This window comes from Sphingobium scionense, assembly GCF_014197035.1.
Classification (GTDB): Bacteria; Pseudomonadota; Alphaproteobacteria; order Sphingomonadales; family Sphingomonadaceae; genus Sphingobium; species Sphingobium scionense.
In genome coordinates this window covers 155,768-177,275 of the sequence record NZ_JACIEU010000013.1, presented here as the reverse complement: position 1 = coordinate 177,275, position 21,508 = coordinate 155,768, and the positions used below count along the sequence as shown (strand labels likewise).

At 61.4% G+C, this 21,508-nt stretch carries 26 protein-coding genes; 20 read left to right on the top strand and 6 right to left on the bottom strand.

The window, feature by feature from the left end:
* A partial coding sequence (locus GGQ90_RS29045) for a hypothetical protein (protein ID WP_223178293.1) occupies positions 1-192 on the top strand: 192 nt, incomplete at its 5' end.
* Positions 193-195: 3 nt separating this feature from the next.
* Here GGQ90_RS29045 and GGQ90_RS16735 read toward each other — a convergent pair.
* Genes GGQ90_RS16735 through bphC form a run of 5 tightly spaced genes read right to left on the bottom strand, consistent with a single transcriptional unit; the run spans position 196 to position 3,835 of the window.
* The gene (locus GGQ90_RS16735; RefSeq protein WP_037508713.1) at positions 196-789 is read right to left on the bottom strand and encodes a 2-hydroxychromene-2-carboxylate isomerase; all 594 of its coding nucleotides are present in this window, start codon (positions 787-789) and stop codon (positions 196-198) included.
* A complete protein-coding gene (locus GGQ90_RS16730; protein WP_052076599.1) occupies positions 786-2,048 on the bottom strand; it encodes an aromatic ring-hydroxylating dioxygenase subunit alpha in 1,263 nt (420 codons plus the stop codon). The genes GGQ90_RS16735 and GGQ90_RS16730 overlap by 4 nt, the downstream gene beginning before the upstream one ends.
* Positions 2,049-2,069: 21 nt before the next feature.
* Positions 2,070-2,558, bottom strand: coding sequence for an aromatic-ring-hydroxylating dioxygenase subunit beta (locus GGQ90_RS16725; protein ID WP_025548168.1), 489 nt, complete (start codon positions 2,556-2,558; stop codon positions 2,070-2,072).
* Positions 2,559-2,885: a non-heme iron oxygenase ferredoxin subunit gene (locus GGQ90_RS16720; RefSeq protein ID WP_025548169.1), complete on the bottom strand. Its 327-nt coding sequence runs from the start codon at positions 2,883-2,885 to the stop codon at positions 2,559-2,561. It abuts the gene before it with no gap.
* A gap of 50 nt (positions 2,886-2,935) precedes the next feature.
* Complete coding sequence (gene bphC, locus GGQ90_RS16715) at positions 2,936-3,835, bottom strand: biphenyl-2,3-diol 1,2-dioxygenase (RefSeq protein ID WP_037508711.1); 900 nt, start codon at positions 3,833-3,835, stop codon at positions 2,936-2,938.
* Between the two features lie 289 nt (positions 3,836-4,124).
* On the opposite strand from bphC, the gene GGQ90_RS16710 reads away from it, so the two are divergent.
* The 19 genes from GGQ90_RS16710 (at position 4,125) to GGQ90_RS16620 (ending at position 20,279) form a co-directional block, all read left to right on the top strand.
* The gene (locus GGQ90_RS16710; protein WP_188083143.1) at positions 4,125-5,537 is read left to right on the top strand and encodes an SRPBCC family protein; all 1,413 of its coding nucleotides are present in this window, start codon (positions 4,125-4,127) and stop codon (positions 5,535-5,537) included.
* On the top strand, positions 5,534-6,028 hold the full coding sequence (locus GGQ90_RS16705; protein ID WP_025548174.1) for an aromatic-ring-hydroxylating dioxygenase subunit beta: 495 nt from the start codon (positions 5,534-5,536) through the stop codon (positions 6,026-6,028). The genes GGQ90_RS16710 and GGQ90_RS16705 overlap by 4 nt, the downstream gene beginning before the upstream one ends.
* A gap of 43 nt (positions 6,029-6,071) precedes the next feature.
* Entirely contained in the window at positions 6,072-7,028 is a 957-nt protein-coding gene (locus GGQ90_RS16700) for a PdxA family dehydrogenase (protein ID WP_230588532.1), read from the top strand.
* A complete protein-coding gene (locus tag GGQ90_RS16695) occupies positions 7,025-8,299 on the top strand; it encodes an aromatic ring-hydroxylating dioxygenase subunit alpha (protein WP_188083142.1) in 1,275 nt (424 codons plus the stop codon). Before GGQ90_RS16700 ends, GGQ90_RS16695 begins: the two co-directional genes overlap by 4 nt.
* Entirely contained in the window at positions 8,296-8,775 is a 480-nt protein-coding gene (locus GGQ90_RS16690; RefSeq protein WP_130030101.1) for an aromatic-ring-hydroxylating dioxygenase subunit beta, read from the top strand. The genes GGQ90_RS16695 and GGQ90_RS16690 overlap by 4 nt, the downstream gene beginning before the upstream one ends.
* Positions 8,776-8,823: 48 nt before the next feature.
* Positions 8,824-9,429, top strand: a complete 606-nt coding sequence (gene gstA, locus GGQ90_RS16685; protein ID WP_188083141.1) for a glutathione transferase GstA — start codon at positions 8,824-8,826, stop codon at positions 9,427-9,429.
* A gap of 181 nt (positions 9,430-9,610) precedes the next feature.
* Positions 9,611-10,462, top strand: a complete 852-nt coding sequence (locus tag GGQ90_RS16680) for an alpha/beta fold hydrolase (protein WP_188083140.1) — start codon at positions 9,611-9,613, stop codon at positions 10,460-10,462.
* A gap of 19 nt (positions 10,463-10,481) precedes the next feature.
* Positions 10,482-11,405 carry a catechol 2,3-dioxygenase gene (locus GGQ90_RS16675; RefSeq protein ID WP_188083139.1) on the top strand — a complete coding sequence of 308 codons (924 nt, stop codon included), beginning with the start codon at positions 10,482-10,484 and terminating at the stop codon, positions 11,403-11,405.
* A gap of 2 nt (positions 11,406-11,407) precedes the next feature.
* Complete coding sequence (locus tag GGQ90_RS16670) at positions 11,408-11,839, top strand: GlcG/HbpS family heme-binding protein (RefSeq protein WP_037508687.1); 432 nt, start codon at positions 11,408-11,410, stop codon at positions 11,837-11,839.
* 53 nt (positions 11,840-11,892) lie between these two features.
* The gene (locus tag GGQ90_RS16665; RefSeq protein ID WP_037508681.1) at positions 11,893-13,377 is read left to right on the top strand and encodes a 2-hydroxymuconic semialdehyde dehydrogenase; all 1,485 of its coding nucleotides are present in this window, start codon (positions 11,893-11,895) and stop codon (positions 13,375-13,377) included.
* A gap of 4 nt (positions 13,378-13,381) precedes the next feature.
* Complete coding sequence (locus tag GGQ90_RS16660) at positions 13,382-14,194, top strand: 2-keto-4-pentenoate hydratase (RefSeq protein ID WP_037508679.1); 813 nt, start codon at positions 13,382-13,384, stop codon at positions 14,192-14,194.
* A 25-nt stretch (positions 14,195-14,219) separates the two neighbouring features.
* Positions 14,220-15,158 carry an acetaldehyde dehydrogenase (acetylating) gene (locus GGQ90_RS16655; protein ID WP_037508677.1) on the top strand — a complete coding sequence of 313 codons (939 nt, stop codon included), beginning with the start codon at positions 14,220-14,222 and terminating at the stop codon, positions 15,156-15,158.
* A complete protein-coding gene (gene dmpG / locus GGQ90_RS16650) occupies positions 15,155-16,186 on the top strand; it encodes a 4-hydroxy-2-oxovalerate aldolase (protein WP_037508674.1) in 1,032 nt (343 codons plus the stop codon). Before GGQ90_RS16655 ends, dmpG begins: the two co-directional genes overlap by 4 nt.
* Before the next feature lie 10 nt (positions 16,187-16,196).
* The gene (locus tag GGQ90_RS16645) at positions 16,197-16,967 is read left to right on the top strand and encodes a 2-keto-4-pentenoate hydratase (protein WP_037508671.1); all 771 of its coding nucleotides are present in this window, start codon (positions 16,197-16,199) and stop codon (positions 16,965-16,967) included.
* Positions 16,968-17,180, top strand: a complete 213-nt coding sequence (locus tag GGQ90_RS16640; protein ID WP_037508667.1) for a 2-hydroxymuconate tautomerase — start codon at positions 16,968-16,970, stop codon at positions 17,178-17,180.
* Positions 17,181-17,184: 4 nt separating this feature from the next.
* Positions 17,185-17,463: a 2Fe-2S iron-sulfur cluster-binding protein gene (locus GGQ90_RS16635; protein WP_025548196.1), complete on the top strand. Its 279-nt coding sequence runs from the start codon at positions 17,185-17,187 to the stop codon at positions 17,461-17,463.
* 19 nt (positions 17,464-17,482) lie between these two features.
* Entirely contained in the window at positions 17,483-18,982 is a 1,500-nt protein-coding gene (locus GGQ90_RS16630) for an aldehyde dehydrogenase family protein (RefSeq protein ID WP_025548198.1), read from the top strand.
* Positions 18,983-19,019: 37 nt separating this feature from the next.
* Entirely contained in the window at positions 19,020-19,826 is an 807-nt protein-coding gene (gene hcaB, locus GGQ90_RS16625) for a 3-(cis-5,6-dihydroxycyclohexa-1,3-dien-1-yl)propanoate dehydrogenase (protein WP_229742712.1), read from the top strand.
* Between the two features lie 72 nt (positions 19,827-19,898).
* Positions 19,899-20,279: a hypothetical protein gene (locus tag GGQ90_RS16620; protein WP_025548202.1), complete on the top strand. Its 381-nt coding sequence runs from the start codon at positions 19,899-19,901 to the stop codon at positions 20,277-20,279.
* A gap of 100 nt (positions 20,280-20,379) precedes the next feature.
* Here the strand turns inward: GGQ90_RS16620 and GGQ90_RS16615 are convergent, their stop codons facing one another.
* Complete coding sequence (locus GGQ90_RS16615; RefSeq protein ID WP_037508665.1) at positions 20,380-21,420, bottom strand: 2Fe-2S iron-sulfur cluster-binding protein; 1,041 nt, start codon at positions 21,418-21,420, stop codon at positions 20,380-20,382.
* Between the last annotated feature and the right edge of the window lie 88 nt (positions 21,421-21,508).

Genomic DNA, 21,508 nt, shown 5'->3' with positions numbered 1-21,508 from the left:
GTGAACGATATTCCTGTGCGCATGCGCCAGACTCGCATGCGAACGCAACAAAGGGAATCCCGAACCGGACTCTTATGTCAGGCGGAAACCACTAGGAACAAGCGATTGCACAAGGACGGCAGCCGCAGTTACGAACAAGTTAATCTGAAGTTCTTTCATTCCCTCTCCCCTCGCCGCATTTTCTTATTCTAAGAATTACTTCTGTTGAGATAGATACTCCTGCAGAAAGTCGAGACGATCATTGCCCCAGAATATTTGATCGTCGACAAACATTAACGGCGCGCCGAAGACTCCCCGCTGATAGGCTAGGCTGCGAGCCTTGCGATATTCATTCTGGCCAAGTGAAGAGTCCACGAAGGCTGTCAACGCCTCTGGATCGAGTCCAGCTTCTGTTGCACAGGCGCGCAGTTCTTCGCGGTCGCTTGGGTCGATTCCCTGCCCCCAGATCAGATTGTAAGCGGCAGCGACGTATGCTTCCGCTTTGCCCTGCTCGCGCGCGTAGAGCGTGGCGCAGTTCCAGTCCTTGCAGGCAAAGCTGGCCGGAAAACGCAAGGGAGCGTCATATTTGTGGGCCCACCGGTTGAGGTCCGCCATCATCACCTTGATTTTCGGAACCACCTCGCGATTGGACGGGCCGTAGTTCCCCGCCGCAATCTTCGCCTCGGGGATATCGATCGGCCAATATTGGAGTTCGCAACCGGCCTTGCGGGCTATTTCCGGGAGCTTCAGCTGCGCGAGGTAACTGAAGGGACTGATGAAGTCGAAATAGAAGTCGATCTTGCGGCTCATCGTGCGGTCCCGAAGCCGACGAGCTTCTCGTAACTGTCCCAGAAGCCGACAATGGCGCCTTCGGTGACAAGGTGGTCGGCATCCTCGGCGCGGCCACCGCCCATCGCGATGAACGAGGTGGCCTGCTGTTCGCCGACAATGGCGTTCTGGACGATTTCCACCGCTTCGCCGTCTTCCATCGAGATCAGGCCGGCCGGACCGATCAGGTTGGTCTGCTTGCGCCGGATTGCCTGCATTTCTGCATCGTCGTCGGCGTAACCGAAGTGGGTCCAGACCAGCTCGAACGCTTCCTGTCCCTTTGGCACGATTTGCCGCACGGCGAGCGTGTTCTGAATCTGCTGGAGGACCAGGTTCGGGAAAACCGCGAGGATAACCAGGGTAATGCCGTCATCGAATTCCTGGCGGCCCTTGAGCAGCGACATGTCCTGAAGCTTGAACTCGGTATCGAAAGTCCTGGAATCGCCATAGGCCTGTTTGTCGGCGGCATCGTCGTTGCTGGCGGCGATGGAATAAAGGAGCGAATGCCGCTTCTCGCTGTCCATCAGTGACTTGCCGGTCTGGGTCGATCGGTAGAGCCCGAACGTATTGTGGAACAGGTGCAGAAGGCTGGCGTGATAGGGATCGCGGGTATTCTCGGCATAGAGCTTCCAGTTGCCGTGAACATATTGCCGCTGATCGCCCAGAACCTTGATCGGCTTGTGCATGATCCGTTTGATATGCTCGACAACCAGCGGGCCGAGGAAATCGTTCAGTGGCACCACGCTTTGAGAAAAGCTGGCGAAGACAAGCCCGCCGACGATCCCGACGCGCAACTGCTTGAGGCCATGCTGTTTCATGTCGAAATCGCCGGGCATTCCGCCCTGGCCCTTGAGACCGCGGCGGAACGGCACCCCGATCAGATTGCCGGCGAGGTCATAGGCCCATTGGTGGTAAACACATTCGAGATTGGGGCGATTGCCGCGCAGTTCGCGGCATACCAGTGCCCCGCGATGAGCGCAGCGATTGACCACGACATGAACGGCGCCATCAGCGGCCCTGGTGACGATGACCGGGGTTTCTCCGATGAAGGTTGATTTGAAATCGCCAGCCTCGGGCACTTCTGCCTCGAGCGCGACGAAGGACCAGGCCTCGCCCTGGAAGATCTTTTCCTGCTCGCGCGCGTGATACTCCGGATCGGTGAAAACCCGGTAGGGAACCCGGCGACCAGTTCCGTTTGCGGTTCTCGAGGTATTTTCGTCTGGCAGAGCTGTGTCGGTCATGATCAAAATCCTGGTCGCGAACTAAATCGGGCGAACCATCATCGTGTCGATGAGGTTGGTATCGAAAACGGCGATCTTCGAACGAAACAAGGGGCGCTCGCCCGACAAGTCGATCTCGTCTATATACTTGCCCGAATTGTAGATTGTTGTGTGTCCGTCAGTACGGGTCATAAGGACCGCATAATTGGTTTGCGTCTTTGCAAGTGCTCCCGTTGTGGAAACCATCCGGGTCGGACCGAGAATATGACGGTAGGCATGCACCGGGAAGATATTGGCTTTGCGCAGTGAAACAATGCGATCCACAAGCATTCCGCGGCTGTCGCAATAGATCGCCGCTGAATCCATGTTTCGCTCGAAGTTCTCGCGCGAGATCACGGTATAAACGCAGTCCGAAACAAAGAGTTCGGGCCACTCTTCCAAGCGATCATCGTCAATGAGTTCGGCGTAGAGCGCGTTGAGCTCGGAAGTGAGCTGCTGCAGCTCATAGCGGGAAGGGGTGTCGAGGAGCATTCAGGCGCTCTCTTTCGGTTGATCGATGCACACCCAGCCGTCTTCGATCGTGACGGGGTATGTCTTGATGGGGATCTGGCAGGGAAAGGCCTTGGCAGCTCCGGTGGCGATGTCGAACGAACCACCGTGAAACGGGCACTCGATAATTGTGCCGTCCTGGTAGCCATCGGTCAGCATGGCATTGCCATGGGTGCAAAGATTGTCGGTGACGAACACTTCGCCATCGACGTTGTAGACTGCAAGCGCAGGCATTTTTTCCTGGTAGACCGCGACCGGTTCACCGTCCTTGACGGAGGCTACTTGGCAAAGGCGCAATTTGTTCGACATGGCGTCTGGCAATTCCAATCTAGGTTATGGACCGGCGATCAAATGGATGATCAGCCGAGGGGAATATCCATTCCGTAGCCCGCGGCTTCGTTGCCGTGACCGAATATATCGCGGGTGTAGTATTCCTGCTGGCTTGGGGCCTTGCGGGCACCCCAGCCGAACTCCCACAGCCAGCCCGACGGGTTGGCGCAGTAGAAGGTCAGCGCCTGGTCGTTTGCATGCTTGCCGAGCTGGAGCGCGACGTCGATCTTGCGCGCCCGCACAATGTCGTGCGCGAGGCCGAGATCGTCGAGGTCGGTATATTCGAACATCAGGTGGTTGATGCGCTTTTCCATCGGGCCAAGCCCGAAAGCGACCGAATGCTGCCGCTCGTTGCAGTGCATGAAGTACGGCTGCGCCACCATCCCGTTGGGCAGCTGCAGGTGATACTCGACCGACCCGCGCAGCCCCAGCAGTCCGTAGAACGCCGCCGCCGCGGGAACATCGTCCTGACGCAGGATGCAATGCCCGATTCCTTCCGATCCGGTCACGAACTTTCCGTACATGGGGCGCCCAGGATGGAAAGGCTTGTGGGTGTCGACTTGCGGCCCGTAAAAAATTTCGGTGGGGTTCCCACCCGGATCAGCCAGCTTGGCAAGACCGAGCACGCGCCGCTCCCGAGCTTCGGCCTCGCTTGCCACCGTCAAGGAGATTCCGGCGGCGGTCAGCTTTGCCACCATGGCGTCGAATTCCACCGGATCGGCAACGCGCCAGCCCAGATAGGCAAGATCGTCGGAGTCGGAGGCATGCAACACGATGCGATGATGCCACTGGTCCATGCGCAGGTAGAGGCGGTCGCCTTCGCCCTCGTCGACAATCTCCATGCCGGCCACTTCGGCAGCATAACTGCGCCATGCATCGAGATTTGTTACGGTCAACCCGAGGTAACCGAGTTCCGTGACTGCTACCATTTGCCTTCTCTCCCAAGACGCGGCCCGCGTCGCGCGGGACCGTCATCACCGAATTGTGTTGTAGTCGGGTTTACCCGACCGACTCGACCTATTTAGTCGATAATTCTCCATGGTGCAATACGTTGCACCGGGAAATTTGTTGGTGTAGGAATGCGCAGCAGAACGTCAAACCAGCGACTCGCCCGTGATGGGCGGCGGCGCGGGGCAGCGTTTGGGAGCACCGCCAAGGTGCCCGGTCATCCAGCGACAGCCGACCGATCCGGCTTTCGCATCTTGGGAGTGGAGCGTTATGGAAGCCGCAGAAAAGCGCGTCGGTCGGATTGCCGATTTGCAAGCGATCAAACGGCGACTGAAGTCGTGGCTCGTGAAAGACCAGGCTAGGGGAATCTTCCAGATCGACCGCGCCGCCTTCACCGATGCCGAGCTGTTCGATATCGAGATGAAGTATATTTTCGAGCGCAACTGGATTTTTCTCGCGCATGAAAGTCAGGTCGCCAAGCCCCACGATTTCCTGACGACCAAGATCGGACGGACGCCCGTCATCATCACTCGGGACAGGACGGGCACTGTCTGCGGATTGGTCAACGCCTGCGCCCACCGCGGCGCCAAGGTCTGCCGCGAAAAGGCCGGCAACAAGAAGAATTTCATGTGCCCCTTCCACGGCTGGACCTACTCGTCTGCAGGCGACCTTCTTGACGTCACGGAAGAAGGTGCAGGGGGTTATGCGCCTGGTTTCAACCGCGCCGATTTCGGACTTCCCCGGATCGCCCGTCTCGAAATTTACCGCGGCTTTATCTTCGGAAGCCTGTCTCCCGATGTCTTGCCGCTCGAGGAATATCTGGCCGGTTCGAAGGCGTTCATCGACCTGTTGGTCGACCAGTCTCAGCAAGGCGAAATGGAGGTGCTGCCGGGCGCTACCCGGTACCGCTATCGCGGCAACTGGAAGATGCAAGTGGAAAACGGTCTGGACGGGTATCACGTCGGAACGGTCCATGCCAATTACTTCATGACGGTGATGCGTCGGGTCGAGGGGGCCTCCAAGAACGACACCAAGGCGATCGACTTTTCAAATTTCAACCGGCAGGACGGCGGCTCGTTTTCCTTCCATAACGGGCATTCAGTGCTCTGGGCCGACTACGCCAATTTCCGGGATCGGCCGAATTTCGAGGCCCTCGACTGGATCGAGGAAACCCATGGCGAGGAAAAGGCGCTGTGGATGAACAAACGCATCCGGAATCTTCAGCTGTTCCCCAACGTCTTCCTGATGGATCAGACCAGCACCCAGATCAGGATCATCCAGCCGATCTCCGTCGACGAGACCGAAGTCACGACCTATTGCATCGCTCCGGTGGGTGAAAGCGCCTCGGCACGGGCCCTGAGGATCCGGCAATACGAGGACTTCTTCAATGCAAGCGGCATGGCGACGCCGGACGATCTGACCGAATTCAACAACTGTCAGGCCGGGTTTGGTGCCGGCGAAGGCCGGATGAACGACATGTCGCGCGGTGCGACCCGGTGGGAGAAAGACGCCGGTCAATTCGGCGCGGGTCTCGCCGTGGATGCGGTGATGAGCAGCCCGGCGGTGGCCGACGAGGGACTTTATGTCGCAATCCACGACGAATGGATCAGCCGGATGAACACCGCAATCGACCAGGAGACTGCAGAACTTATTGCCAAGGGCGACCTGGAGTTGGCGCGATGACGGCTGCCGATACGCAATGGCTTGCCGTTCACCGTTTTCTTGGCCGCGAGGCAGTAGCGCTCGACGACAAGGACTGGGACACATGGCTGTCGCTCTATGCCGAAGACGCGGAATACTGGGCGCCGGCGTGGGATGACCGCGAGCGCCTGACCGCCGATCCGCAGCGCGAAATCTCGCTGATCTATTATCACAATCGCGGCGGCCTGGAGGATCGGGTTTTCCGCATTCGCACCGGGCGGTCCTCGGCAAGCACGCCCGGGCCGCGCACTTCGCACGTGTTCACGCTGCTATCGACGGAAGAAGGCGATGGCCTGGTGCGGGCGCGCACATCGTGGACGGTGACATCCGTGCTCGATGGGGCGGTAACCGTCTACAGCGGATCGGCCTTCTATGATCTCGAGCCTGCCGGCAGGAGTTATGTGATCAAGCGCAAGAAGACCGTGATCATCAACGACCTCGCGCAGACCATGCTCGATGTCTACAGCATCTGACCCACCCATGGCAGCAACAGCAGGGCGTCCCGTTGTCGGGACCATGATCGGCGATCCTGCGGGAATCGGACCCGAAGTGACGGTCAAGGCCCTCGCGGACGGTTCGGTACACGAGGTGTCGATTCCGGTGCTGCTTGGCTCGGCAGCGGCGGTGGAGCGTGCGCTCGACATGACCGGGGTCAAGGCCCGGGTGCGCCGGATGCGTTCGTTCGAACGGCCGAGCGACGATGTCCGGGTGATCGACGTGATCGACACCGGCGCCTTGCCGGACGGCGTTTTGCCGCTGGGCGAGGATACCGAAGTGGCCGGTCATGCCTCGGCGCAATGGCTGGACGAACTCGATGCGCTGGCCCGGGACGGGTCCTTTGCCGCGACGATCATGGGACCGATCAGCACCGGTTCGCTCAAGATGGCCGGAAAACTTGACAAGGTCATCAGTCCGACCCCTGGCGAAAGCTATCTGGTTTTGCTGACCGGACCCTTGCGGGTCGCGCATCTCACCGATCACATGTCGCTGCGCCAGGTGATCGACGTGATAACCGCCGATCTCGTGGCCAAGGCGATCGGGCAGGTCAACGATGCCATGCGGTCGTGGGGTATCGCCCGTCCGCGGATCGCCGTGGCGGGGCTCAACCCGCACGCCACGGGCGACGAAGACCGGCTTGCGATTGCTCCCGGGGTCGAGCGGGCGCGGGCAGCGGGCATTGCCGTGGAAGGCCCGATTGCGCCCGATTCGGTGTTCCGGCAGTGCATCGAGGGGCGTTACGACATGGTCCTCGCGATGTTCCACGATCAGGGGCACATTGCGGTCAAGACCTGGGGCTTTTCGGGCAACTGTGTGATCATGATGGGGCCGCCCTATCTGCACATGTCGGTTGCGCACGGCACCGCCTATGACATCGTCGGCACCGGACAGGCGGACGCGGCGATGATGCTCAGCGCGATGCGCACCTGCGGCCAGCTTGCATCGGGCCAGGGTTTTTCGGGAGACGCACAATGAATGCCATGGCACCAGTGGGGGCGCCCTCGCTCCCAACGGCGGTGGACTACAAGGTTTACCACGATACGCAGATTTTCGCCTCCGAGCAGCGCAGTGTCTTCAAGGGTCGCACCTGGTGCTACCTTGGGCTTGAGGCCGAGATTCCCAACGCCGGAGATTTTCGCGCGACCCATGTCGGTGAAACGCCGGTGGTCCTCGTGCGCGGGCAGGAAGGCAAGATCCATGCCTGGGTCAACCGGTGCGCGCACAAGGGCGCAACGGTGTGTCGCTCGCTGCGCGGCAACCAGGCCGACGGCGCGTTTGTCTGCGTCTACCATCAATGGGCCTACGATTCGGAAGGCACACTGGTTGGCGTGCCGTTCCGGCGCGGCCTCAAGGGAGTAGGGGGGTACGACAAGGATTTCGATCCAGCCAATCACTCGCTCGAAAAGCTCCGGGTGGAGAGTTACAAAGGCATGGTGTTCGGCACCTTTTCAGCCGAGATCGAGCCGCTTGAAGATTTTCTCGGCCCGGTGATGCGCAAGTACATCGACCGCGTTTTTCACCGCCCGATCAGGGTGCTCGGTTATTCCCGGCAATATATGGCGGGCAACTGGAAGCTCTACTCCGAAAACAGCCGTGACAGCTACCACGGCGCCTTGCTCCACCTGTTCTATCCGACCTTCGGCATTTACCGGCAAAGCCAGGACAGCGCCGGAGAATTGGCCGAGCAGGGTTTTCACAACGTCTTTACCGTCTCCAAGCCCAAGGGCGACATCGATTACGGCTCGTTCGGCGATGAAGCCAATCGCGAAATGCAAGGCGCTGCCAAATTGCAGGACGAAAGCCTGTTGCAGTTCCGGCCCGAGATCGAGGACGATGTCGGCTTGCACATCCAGTCGCTGTTTCCCTCGGTCGTGCTGCAGCAGATCCAGAACACCCTGGCGACACGCCAGATCGTGACTCACGGCGTCGACAAGACCGAATTGGTCTGGACCTATTTCGGCTATGCCGACGACGATGAGGAAACCACGCGTCACCGCCTGCGCAACCTGAACCTTGTCGGCCCCTCCGGCCTGATCTCGATGGAAGACGGCGAAGCGGTCGAGCTTTGCCAGCAAGGGACGATTGGGGCCGAAGGCAAGCACAGTTTCATCGAAATGGGCGGCGACGACGTGCGGGGCTATTACGCGCCGATGGGCATGGACGAGAACGCTGTGCGCGGCTTCTGGAAAGGCTATCTGAGCCTGATGGGCGATGCTCTTGCCGTCAGCGCCGAGGCATCGGCATGAGCTTGGTCGAGCCTGTTTTGCAGGGTCTCGTCGATTCCCTGAACGCCGCTTACGGACTGTGTCTGGATGACGACCGGCTTGAGGAGTGGCCCGAGTTTTTCGTCGACGATTGCCTCTACCAGGTGATCGCCCGCGAAAATGTCGACAACGGGCTGCCGGCCGCGGTGATGTATTGCGACAGCAAGGGCATGCTCGTCGATCGGGTGGTGGCGCTGCGCCGCGCCAACGTTTTCCCGGAGCATTTCAGTCGTCACCTGATTTCGCGAGCGGTCTTGACCGGGATCGACGGGGATACCGTGTCGGCCGAAGCAAGCTATGCCTTGCTGCAGACGCGCAACGACGGTGAGACCCGCATCTACAACGCCGGGAAATATGTCGACCGTCTGCTAATCAAGGACGGCGTAGCCAAGCTGGTGAGCCGAATGTGCGTCTATGACACCCACAGAATCGCGACGCTGCTGGCGACCCCAATCTGACTGCCGAACATCGTCTGGCGTCGAAAAGAAATCTAGAGGAGAAATACCATGAAACTGTTCATCAGCCCCGGCGCATGTTCCCTCGCCCCGCACATTGCCCTGCGCGAAACCGGTGCCGATTTCGAAGCCGTCAAGGTCGATCTGGCCGTGCGCAAGACCGAGGCGGGCGAGGATTTCCTCACCGTCAACCCGTCCGGCAAGGTCCCGGCCCTCACCCTGGACAGCGGCGAGACCCTGACTGAGAACCCCGCCATCCTGCTGTACATAGCCGACCAGAACCCCGCGTCTGGCCTGGCGCCGGCCGAAGGCAGCCTCGATCGTTACCGACTGCTGAGCCGTCTCAGCTTCCTCGGTTCCGAATTCCACAAGGCATTCGTGCCGTTGTTCGCCCCCGGCACTTCCGACGAAGCGAAGGCGGCGGCCGCGGAATCGGTCAAGAACCACCTCGCCGCGCTCGATAAGGAATTGGCCGGGCGGGACCACTATGCTGGCAATGCTTTCAGTGTTGCCGACATCTACCTGTTCGTGATGCTGGGTTGGCCAGCCTACGTCGGTATCGACATGGCCGCCTACCCCTCGCTCAGCGCCTATGCCGGCAAGATCGCGCAGCGTCCCGCCGTGGGTGCCGCGCTCAAGGCCGAAGGCTTGGCGTGAGCCGGACAGTCCGACTTCCCGCATTATGTGATGGAGTTCAACCATTCTCCATTTGCAAATGCGTTCTATTTAGTGCAATAGTAACGAGAAATCGGATGGACGCGAAAGCTGTGTGCATGACCTCGCGCGAACACAGGCAATGCTAGCGTCAAAAAACAGTTGAATATCGATTGGGAGAGCCATGACTGCCGTAGCCAACGACATCGCACGCCCGGAGATTGGCAAGTCCATCACGGTTGATGGCAGCGTCACGAATTATCACGATTTGGGCGATGGCGCACCGGTCCTGCTGATCCACGGATCGGGACCCGGGGTGACTGCCTGGGCCAATTGGCGGCTCAACATGCCCGAGCTCGCGAAGCGCTTCCGCGTCATCGCGCCCGACATGTTCGGGTTTGGCTATTCGGCTTCGAAGGGCCGGATCGAAGATAAGCGGGTTTGGGTCGATCAGGTCGCATCGCTACTCGATAGCCTCGGGATCGACAAGGTCTCGATGGTCGGCAATTCCTTCGGCGGCGGCATAACCCTGGCGTTCATGATCGCGCATCCCGATCGGGTCGAAAGGGCGGTGCTGATGGGGCCGGCAGGGCTCGATTTCCCGATCACGCCTGCGCTCGACCTGGTCTGGGGCTACCAGCCTTCGCTGGAGGAAATGCGCGCCTCGCTCAAGTACCTTGCCTGGGATCACAGCCGGCTAACCGAAGACCTGGTCCAGTCGCGCTACGAAGCGAGTGCGCGTCCGGAAGCGCACGAGCCGTATCACGCGACGTTCGGCGGGGCTGACCGGCAGCGCAACATCGCGATGCTGGCTAGCCGCGAGGAAGACGTGGCGGCACTTAAACACGAAACGCTCATCCTGCATGGCCTGTTCGACCAGGTGATTCCGCTGGAGTCCACCGTTCGCCTGGCCAGCCTGTTGCCGCGCGCCGACCTGCACGTGTTCGCGGAATGCGGCCACTGGGTTCAGATCGAACGGATGGCGAGCTTCAACCGCATGGTCACTGAATTTCTAGAGAACGGCCTCAAGGCCTGAAGGGACAAGGAGAACTGAAATGGCACTGACCGGTGTACTTCGCCCTGGCTATGTCCAGTTGCGCGTCCTCGATCTGGATGAAGCGATCCAGCACTATCGTGACCGTATCGGCCTCAACCTGGTGAGCGTCGAGGGAGGCAGGGCTTTCTTCCATGCCTTCGACGAGTTCGATCGCCACAGCATCATTTTGCGCGAAGCCGATTCTGCCGGGCTCGACCGGATGGCCTTCAAGGTCGCCAGGGATGCCGATCTCGACCACTTTGCCGAACGGCTGCTCGACATCGGGGTTCATGTCGACGTGATTGCGGCCGGAGAGGATCCTGGTGTTGGCCGCAAGATCCGCTTCAATACGCCAACCTCCCACGTGTTCGATCTCTATGCCGAGATGGAGCTGTCCGAGAGCGGTCCGGCCGTGCGCAATCCGGACGTCTGGATCGCCGAACCGCGCGGTATGCGCGCGACCAGGTTCGATCACTGCGCCCTCAATGGTGTCGATATTTCGGCGAGCGCAAAGATTTTTGTCGAGGCTCTCGATTTTTCGGTGGCCGAGGAATTGGTGGACGAGACTTCGGGTGTACGCATGGGCATTTTCCTGTCATGCAGCAACAAGGCCCATGACGTGGCGTTCCTCGGCTATCCAGAGGACGGTCGGATTCACCACACCTCGTTTTTTCTCGATTCCTGGCACGATGTTGGCCATGCAGCGGATATCATCAGCCGCTACGACATTTCGCTGGATATCGGCCCGACCCGCCATGGGATCACACGCGGGCAGACGATCTACTTCTTCGACCCCTCGGGCAACCGGAACGAGACGTTCAGCGGCGGCTACACCTACTATCCCGACAATCCGCGCCGGATGTGGCAGGCCGAGAATGCCGGCAAGGCGATCTTCTATTACGAGAAGGCGCTCAACGACCGCTTCATGACGGTGAACACCTGAGCATGAACGGAGTGGCGACAATCCGGTCGGTGGGACACGATCTTGCCGCCAAGGCGGTGCAGGTCGCGGTGGCGAAAGGCGGCGAGGCGGGCTGTCCCCTCGTCGCCGCAGTGGTTGGCGCCACCGGGGAACTGGTCGCCCTGTTGCGCGCCACCGGGGCCCCGTTTCCCTCCTCTCAGATCGCGCAGGACAAGGCCTATACCGCTGCCAGCTTCAAGGTTCCGTCGCCGGACGTCTACAAGATGGTCGCAGGCAATCCCGCGCTAAGCGGAGGTATCGCCGCGAAGCCCGGAATCGCTATGTTCGGCGGCGGACTGCCGATCGCGATCGCCGGCGAAATCGTCGGCGCGATCGGAGTGTCGGGCGGAACCGAAGAACAGGATACGCAGTGCGCAAACGCAGCCCTCATCTCGATCGGGGCGACGCAATATTGAGTGTCCGGCCATCGCGGCACTGAAACAAGACGCTACGGAGAATTGAAGAGCCCATGGCACATGAGAATATCCCGGCTGTTACCGACACCATCCTGAATTTCATCGGGGGCGATTATCGCCGTGGAAGCACCGGCAAGACCTTCGACAATTTCGCTCCTGCGACCGGCCTTCGGATCGGTACTGTCCACGAGGCGAGCGAGGCCGATGTGGCCGATGCGGTTGCCGCGGCCAAGGCGGCGCTCAACGGCCCCTGGGGCAAGATGACCACGGCGGAACGGGTCAAGCTCATCTCCGCGGTCGCCACCGAGATCGAGCGCCGCGCGGACGATTTCCTCGCAGCCGAAGTGGCGGATACCGGCAAGCCGCGCCATGTCGCCTCGCATATCGACATTCCGCGCGGTGCCGCGAACTTCCGGATGTTTGCCGACGTCATCTCCACTACCCCGACCGAATCCTTTGCAACGGCAACGCCCGATGGCGGGCAGGCGCTCAACTACGTGGTGCGCAAGCCCAAGGGTGTGATCGCGGTGATCTGCCCGTGGAACTTTCCCCTGCTGCTGATGACCTGGAAGGTTGGACCTGCCCTGGCTTGCGGCAACACGGTTGTGGTCAAGCCATCCGAAGAGACGCCGCGGACCGCGGCGCTGCTGGGTGAGGTCATGAACGCGGTCGGGATGCCCGAAGGGGTCTACAACGTGGTGCACGGTTTCGGGGCGGGTTCGGCCGGTGAATTTCTGACCTCGAACCCCGACATCGATGCAATCACCTTTACCGGCGAAACCGGCACCGGCCAGGCGATCATGCAGAAGGCCGCGGTCGGGGTGCGCGACATTTCGTTCGAGCTGGGCGGCAAGAATCCAGCCGTGGTGTTTGCCGACGCCGATCTCGACAAGGTGGTCGAAGGATTGTCGCGTTCGGTATTTCTCAACACCGGGCAGGTCTGCCTCGGGACCGAGCGGGTCTATGTCGAACGGCCGGTTTTCGACGAATTCGTGAAGCGGATGACGGTGGCGGCCAAGGCGTTCAAACCAGGTGCAACCGGCGATCCCGCCTACCTTGGCCCGCTGATCAGTGCGGAGCATCAGGAAAAGGTGCTGGGATACTATGCGCGCGCGGTGGCCGAAGGCGCCACTGTCGTCACCGGGGGCGGGGTTCCCGCGCTTTCGGGGGACGAAACGGGCGGCTTCTATGTCGAGCCGACGTTGTGGACAGGCCTGGCGCACGACAGTTCGGTGATGCGCGAAGAAATCTTCGGGCCGTGCTGCGGGGTCATTCCCTTCGATAGCGAAGACGAGGTGATCGGCCTAGCCAACGATACCGACTATGGGCTGTGCGCGACGATCTGGACCGAAAACCTCTCGCGGGCGCACCGCGTGGCCGCCTCGATGCAGGTTGGCGTCTGCTGGGTCAATTGCTGGTTCCTGCGGGATTTGCGCACCGCATTCGGCGGTTCGGGACATTCCGGGATCGGCCGCGAAGGCGGCGTGCACAGTCTCGAATTCTACACCGAAACCGAAAACATCTGCGTGAAGCTCTGAGACCATGACGACTGAAACCACTATCGATCCCACGGCCATCCAGCAGGCGGCCGAGCAATTGAGGGGCGCGGCTGCCAGCGGCAAGCCGGTGGCGCCGATTCGCGATGTCATTTCGGCCGGCGGGGTGGATGCCGCCTACGCCGTGCAGGAAATCAACACCCGGCACGCCCTTGACAGCGGACGGCGCCTGGTCGGCCGCAAGATCGGCCTGACCTCGCTGGCGGTGCAGCGCCAGCTTGGCGTCGATCAGCCCGATTACGGCATGCTGTTTTCCGATATGGACGTGCCCGAGGGAATTCCGATCTCGCTCGATCAGGTCATCCAGCCCAAGGTCGAGGCCGAAATCGCGATCGTGGTCGGCCGGGACCTGCTCTATCCCGATCTCACCACGGCCGAGATGATCCGCGCGGTCGAATATGTCGTACCCGCGATCGAGATCGTCGATAGCCGTGTTGCCAACTGGGACATCCGCATCTGGGACACCGTCGCCGACAACGCCTCGAGCGGGTTGTTCGTGCTGGGGGCGGTGCCGCGCAAGCTCGAAGCGCTCGACCTGCGCGAATGCGGCATGGTGATGGAGGCAAAGGGCGAGCCGATCTCCGTAGGGGCGGGGATTGCCTGCCTCGGCAGCCCGATCACCGCATCGCTGTGGCTGGCGCGGGTCATGGCCCGGGTCGGACGCCCGCTGCTTGAAGGCGACGTGATCCTGTCCGGCGCGCTCGGGCCCATGGCCGGGATCGCGCGCGGCGATGTCGTGGAAGCGAGAATCAATGGCGTCGGAACGGTGCGGGCGGCTTTCGCTGCCGAGGCCGGCTGACGCAGATGAACGGAGAGATCGAAGAATGACCAAGATGAAATGCGCCATCATCGGCTCCGGAAATATTGGTACCGATTTGATGATCAAGCTGCTCAAGGGGTCCGATACCCTTGAACTGGCGGCGGTGGTCGGGATCGACCCGGCCTCGGAAGGCCTCGCCATGGCCCGCGAACGCGGCGTGGCGACAACCCATGAGGGTATTGAAGGGCTGCGCAAGCTGCCGGCCTACCCCGAGATTGGCATCGCGTTCGATGCGACTTCGGCCTACGCCCACAAGGAACACGATGCGGCCCTGCAAGCCGACGGCAAGCTGGTTGTAGACCTGACCCCTGCCGCGATCGGGCCGTTTTTTGTTCCGCCGGTCGGCGGAGTGCTCGACAGCGAAATCCGCAATGTCAACATGGTCACCTGCGGCGGCCAGGCGACCATTCCCATTGTCGCCGCGGTTTCGCGGGTGACCCCGGTCCACTACGCCGAAATCGTCGCGTCGGTGTCCTCGCGTTCTGCCGGGCCCGGCACCCGCGCGAACATCGACGAATTCACCCGGACCACCGCGCAGGCGATCGAGATAGTGGGCGGTGCCGGCCGCGGCCGGGCGATCATCATCCTCAATCCCGCCGAACCGCCGATGATCATGCGTGACACGATCTTCACGCTGACCGATCAGGTGGACGAGGACGCCATCCGCGCCTCGGTCAAGGAAATGGTCGAAACCGTGCAAGCCTATGTGCCCGGCTATCGCCTCAAGCAGGAAGTGCAGTTCGAACGGTTCGGCTCGAACCGGCCGCTGAAGATCCCCGGATACGGCGAATTCGTCGGCCTGAAGACCAGCGTGTTCCTCGAGGTCGAGGGCGCTGGCGACTATCTTCCGAAATATTCCGGCAACCTCGACATCATGACCGCCGCCGCCAAGGCAGCGGGTGAGCGTCTGGCCCAACAACGCCTTGAAAAGGTGGCAGCATGACCTTCAATCCCGAAACCGGAAAGCTCTACATCCAGGACGTCACCCTGCGTGACGGCATGCATGCCATTCTTCACATGTACGGCACCGAAAGTGTCCGCACCATTGCCAAGGCGCTGGACGATGCCGGCGTCGATGCGATCGAGGTGTCGCACGGCGATGGCCTCAACGGCACGTCGTTCAACTACGGGTTCGGTGCGCATACCGACTGGGAGTGGATCGAGGCCGCCGCCGATGTGATCAAGAACGCCGTGCTGACCACATTGCTGGTGCCGGGTATCGGCACGGTCGAGGAACTCCGCCGCGCCTATGCGCTCGGCGTGCGCTCGGTGCGGGTGGCGACCCATTGCACCGAGGCCGACGTCGCCAAGCAGCACATCGGCATTGCCCGCGACCTCGGCATGGATGTCTCGGGTTTCCTGATGATGAGCCACATGATCGATGCCGAGGCGCTGGCGCAGCAGGCCCTGCTGATGGAAAGCTATGGGGCGCATTGCGTCTATGTGACCGACAGCGGCGGCGCGCTCGACATGGACGGGGTGCGCGATCGCCTGCGGGCCTATGACCGCGTCCTCAAGCCGGAAACCCAACGCGGGATCCACGCCCACCACAACCTTTCGCTCGGTGTCGCCAATTCCATCGTCGCTGCCCAGGAAGGCGCGGTGCGGATCGACGCGAGCCTAGCCGGAATGGGGGCAGGGGCTGGCAACGCCCCGCTCGAGGTGTTCGTCGCCGCTGCCGACCGCAAGGGGTGGAACCATGGCTGCGACGTGATGGCCCTGATGGACGCGGCAGAGGACATCATCCGTCCGTTGCAGGACCGCCCGGTGCGCGTGGATCGCGAAACGCTGAGCCTGGGCTATGCCGGGGTCTATTCGAGCTTCCTGCGTCACGCGGAAAAGGCCGCCGAACAGTATGGGCTGGATACGCGCGAAATCCTGATCGAACTGGGCAAGCGCCGGATGGTCGGGGGGCAGGAAGACATGATCGTCGATGTCGCGCTCGATCTTGTTTCCGCACGTGCAGCATAGGCCCAAGGCAATGGACAAACTTGAGCGATACGCCGAAATCCTCGACAGCGCCGCTTTGCACGCGCGTGCCACACCGCAGCTCACCCATACCGATCCCGACCTGAGCGTCGCGGATGCCTACCGGGTCCAGCAGCTGTCGGTCGATCGGCGGCTGGCGCGGGGCGAACGCCGCATCGGGGTCAAGATGGGGCTGACGAGCCGCGCCAAGATGCTGCAGGTCGGGGTCGACGAGGTCGCCTGGGGGCGATTGACCGATGCTATGCTGATCGAGGAGGGCACGGCCATGTCGCGGGCGCGTTTTGTCCATCCGCGGGTCGAGCCGGAAGTCGCCTTTTTGATGAAGGCGCCGCTGGCCGGTAAGGTGACGGCGGCGGCCGCGCTGGCGGCGGTCGAGGCGATTGCCCCGGCCATGGAAATCATCGACAGCCGCTATGAGAACTTCAAGTTCGCGTTGTCCGATGTCATCGCCGACAACACCTCGTCGTCCGGGCTGGTGATCGGCTCCTGGAACGATCCAGCAATGGATTTCTCGAACCTCGGCGTGTACCTCGAAATCGACGGGGAAGTGAAGCAAATCGGCTCGACCGCCGCGATTCTCGGCCACCCACTACGCTCGCTGGTCGCGGCAGCCAGGCTTGTTGCCGAAGCTGGTGAGGAGATTTCGGTCGGGGACATCGTGATGGCGGGCGGGATCACCGCCGCGCCCAATCTGGCACCTGGTCAAACGGTGCGCACGACCGTCCAAGGGCTGGGTTCGGTCATGTTCCAGGTGGAGGCCTGAATGCCGATCATCGAGGTCAACTTGCTCGAAGGGAGGACTCCCGACGACAAGGAGCGGTTGATCCAGGCTTTGACCGCTGCCGCCATCGAAGCGATCGGTGCGCCGCGCGAATCGGTTCGCATCATCCTGCGCGAGATGCCGCCGGGCCATTTCGCGGTGGGTGGAGAGACCTTCGCTGCCAAAGCGGCCGCGAAGGCGGCTGGACAAGGCTAGGACCGTGACCGGCCTCTATCAAATCCGCGTGGTTGGCGGCGGCGAGTTCACCTGCGGCGGGGACGAGCGGGTCCTCCTCGCAATGGAACGTTGTGGTGCCGGCGATATCGGGGTTGGTTGCCGGGGCGGCGGATGCGGAATTTGCCGGGTGAGGGTAGTCGAAGGCGATTACCGGACCGGCAAGATGAGTGCGGCGAAGGTGTCGGATAGCGATCGCCAGGCAGGTTATGCCTTGGCTTGCCGTCTGTTCCCGGCCGAAGATCTGGTCATTGCAGTGGAATAAGGTTGGAAGGAGTTTTAAGATGGCTACTCAACTGAAAAGCGCGGAAAACGAATACGGCATCAAGCCGGAATACGGCCACTTCATTGGCGGTGAATGGGTTTCGGGTGACAGCGGCAAGACGATCGACCTGATCAATCCGGCGACCGGGGCGGTGCTCACCAAGATCCAGGCGGGCAACGCCAAGGACATTCAGCGCGCGGTCGCGGCGGCCAAGGCCGCCTTCCCGAAGTGGTCGGAAAGCTCGCCCGCCGAGCGCCAGGAAATCCTGATCGAGGTCGCCCGTCGGCTCAAGGCGCGCCACCAACATTACGCAACGCTCGAAACTCTGAACAACGGCAAGCCGATCCGCGAATCGATGTACTTTGACATGCCGCAGGCTATAAGCCAATTCGAAGTGTTCGCCGGCGCAGCCTATGGCCTACACGGCCAGACGCTGGACTATCCCGATGCGATCGGCATCGTCCACCGCGAGCCGCTGGGCGTTTGCGCGCAGATCATTCCATGGAACGTCCCGATCCTGATGATGGCCTGCAAGATCGCGCCAGCCCTGGCTTCAGGCAACACGGTGGTGCTCAAGCCCGCGGAAACCGTCTGCCTTTCGGTTATCGAATTCTTCGTCGAAATGGCCGACCTTCTGCCCCCGGGCGTAATCAACGTCGTGACCGGTTACGGCGCCGACGTCGGTGAAGCGCTGGTGACCCACGAGGATGTCCGCAAGGTCGCGTTCACCGGTTCGGTGGCGACGGCTCGCCGGATCATCCAGTATGCTTCCTCGAACATCATTCCCCAGACTCTGGAATTGGGCGGCAAGTCGGCGCACATCGTTTGCGCGGATGCCGATATCGATGCGGCAGTGGAGAGCGCCACGATGTCGACGGTGCTGAACAAGGGTGAGGTCTGCCTGGCCGGTTCGCGGCTGTTCCTGCACCAATCGATCCAGGACGAGTTCCTCGCCAAGTTCAAGGTGGCCCTCGAAGGCATCCGCCAGGGCGATCCTCTGGACTTTGCCACCCAGCTTGGTGCGCAGGCTTCGCAGATGCAGATGGACAAGGTCCAGAGCTATCTTCAGCTGGCTACCGAGGAAGGTGCCACGGTCCTCACCGGAGGCAGTCGCAACGAAAGCCTCGCCGACGGGCATTTCATCAAGCCAACGGTCTTCACCAACGTCAGCAACTCGATGCGTATCGCCCGCGAGGAAATCTTCGGCCCGGTCACCAGCGTGCTGACCTGGAACGACGAAGACGATATGATGGCGCTGGCGAATGATACGACCTATGGCCTGGCCGGTGGCGTCTGGACCAGGGACATCTCCCGCGCGCACCGGATTGCCCGCAAGCTCGAAACCGGAACCGTGTGGGTCAACCGTTACTACAATCTCAAGCCCAACATGCCGCTGGGCGGATACAAGCAGAGCGGTTTCGGCCGTGAATTCAGCCATGAGGTGCTGCACCACTATACGCAGACGAAGTCGGTGGTCATCAATCTGCAGGAAGGTCGCGTGGGGATGTTCGACCAGTAAGGCCGAGCAACCCCGCACAACCGGCTTGAAGAGGAGAGTGGCATTGTCTGCAAGGCTTGAAGGACAGGTTGCGCTGCTGACTGGCGGCGCAACCGGAATTGGTGCGGCGGTGGTCGCCCGCTATATTGAAGAAGGGGCCAGGGTTGGTGTGCTCGTCCGAGACGACGAGCAGGCCCAGCTGGTGCGTTCGCGCCACGGTGACAAGGTCGCCGTGGTCGCGGGCGACGTCCGTTCCTTTGCAGACAATGCCCGGGCCGTCGCCGAGACAGTCGGGGCATTCGGCAAGCTGGATGTCTTTGTCGGCAATGTCGGGATCTGGGATTTCATGGTGCCCCTTGAGCAGCAGGATCCCGAGCTTCTGGAAAAGACATTCGACGAAATCTTTGACGTCAACCTGAAGGGGTATTTCTTCGGTGCGCGCGCCGCGATTCCCGAACTGAGGAAAACCAAAGGCAGCATCGTCTTTACCGCCTCGACGTCGAGCTACTACACTGGCGGCGGCGGGACACTGTATGTCGCATCGAAGCACGCGGTGCTTGGCCTGATCCGGCAGCTGGCCTGGGAACTGACACCCGATATCAGGGTCAATGGCGTCGCGCCGGGCGGCACCCGAACTCCGCTCAGCGGCACCAAGACTGGCGGGTTTTCCGAAACCAAGATGGAGGAGATGCCTGGCCTGGACGGAATGATCGCGGGCATGACGCCACTGGCGCGGATCGCCGAGCCGGACGATCATGCAGGTCTCTACGCGCTTTTGGCTTCGCGTCGCGATTCCGCATACATGACCGGAACGGTTCTGCTCAGCGACGGCGGCGTCGGCATCGGCAAGCGCCCCGACGCCTGATCCGCTGGTTCGGCCAGACGGCAAACACCGCAGGAACGACACCCTGTATCCGAATGTGGAGGATCGAGAACCATGGCCGAAAAATTCGAGTTCAAGGAACTGCTGAACGTGGCGGGTGTGATCGGCGCCGCGCGGTGGAAGCCAACCCATGTGGGACCAACGATTGCTCCGCCGGAACTGGTCGAATTCGGCGGCGATATCACTCGGGATCGGGCCGAACGCATGATGGGGCATGCCGAAGCAGGCGGGCTTGCGATCTATGGCATCGGCCAGCTCAGCTACCAGCGGGCGCCGGTCGACAAGACAGTCGTCTACCCGATCGATGCCTATTACGCGCATGGCCAGTACACCTCGGTGATCGCGACCCTCAACCGGGTTGCTGTGCTGCTGGACAACAAGGCAAAAGTGGATGTTCAGGACATGGTGCGAAAGATGGTTCTGGTCGACAACTGAGCACTGCGCGCCCGGGCCGGCCTCGGTCCGGTTCCGGCGTATCGGACCGAGGCCAGGAACGGATCCGTTCAATCTTCGAACCGCATCCGAAGTCCGGGGTTCAGCGCATCGTGCTCTTGTCGAGAAAGCGATCCGCGGCGATCATTTCCGGCAACACGCCGTGTTGTATAAGCTGGGCTTCGGCGGCGTCGATCATGGCTGGAGGTCCGCACAAATAAGCCTCGGTGCGGGTCAGGCCGGGAAGCCGTGCGATCGGCTCGGTGACCAACCCTCGGCCCCCGGTCCAGTCGCTGCCCGCATCCTCTTCCGAAAGTACCGGAACAAATTCGAAGGGCGCATCCCAGGCCGCGCTAAGCGCTTCGATCTCGTCCAGACAATAGAGGTGTTGGCGGGTCCGGGCCCCGTAGAGCAGGGTTACCGGACGGTTCGCACCCATGGACTGGGCTTGCTGCAAGATCGCCATGATCGGGGCAAGGCCGCTGCCGCCTGCCAGGCACAGCATCGGCGCTGAGCTGTCATTGAGGCGAAATTGACCAAAGGGACCTGAGAGATCAAGCGTCTGGCCAATGCGATCTTCACCGAACAGCCAATCGGTGAAGAGGCCGCCGGGGACGTGCCGGACATGGAATTCGAGCCGCTGTGCCTCTCCTCGTTCGGGGGCGAATGCGAAGGAATAGCTGCGCGGTTCGGCCATGCCCGGTCCCGTGAGGTCGGCATATTGGCCCGGCGAGAACTGCATCGGGCGATCGATTTTGACGACAAGATTGATGATGTCCGGGCAAAGCCGGGACGTGGCAACGATGGTCGCAGTGAAACTTTCCACAGCCTGCTGGCGGGATAAAGGGGCATCAAGTGCGATGACCAGGTCCGAGCGCGGCATCGCCTGGCATGCCAGGCGGTACCCTTGTGAAAGCGCATCGCGTTCGAGAACCAGGGCCGAAGGACTCAGTTCCCCGATCTTGCCGTCCATCAGTTTGAACCGGCAAGTGCCGCATGAACCGACCTTGCAGTCGTGCGGCATGGCCAGCCCCTCTGCCAGCATCGCTTCAAGCAGCGTTTTGCCTCGTGGGATCTCCAGGATTGCCGGTTCTCCGGCAATACTGACCTTGCTTGATCGCTGCTTCTTGAGAATTGAGAACATTGCATGGGTCGCCTTGCATGGACATGAAGAAATTGTGAAAAAGAAGCGGGATCCCCGTTAAAGGGACCCGCCAAGGTTACATGGGGGC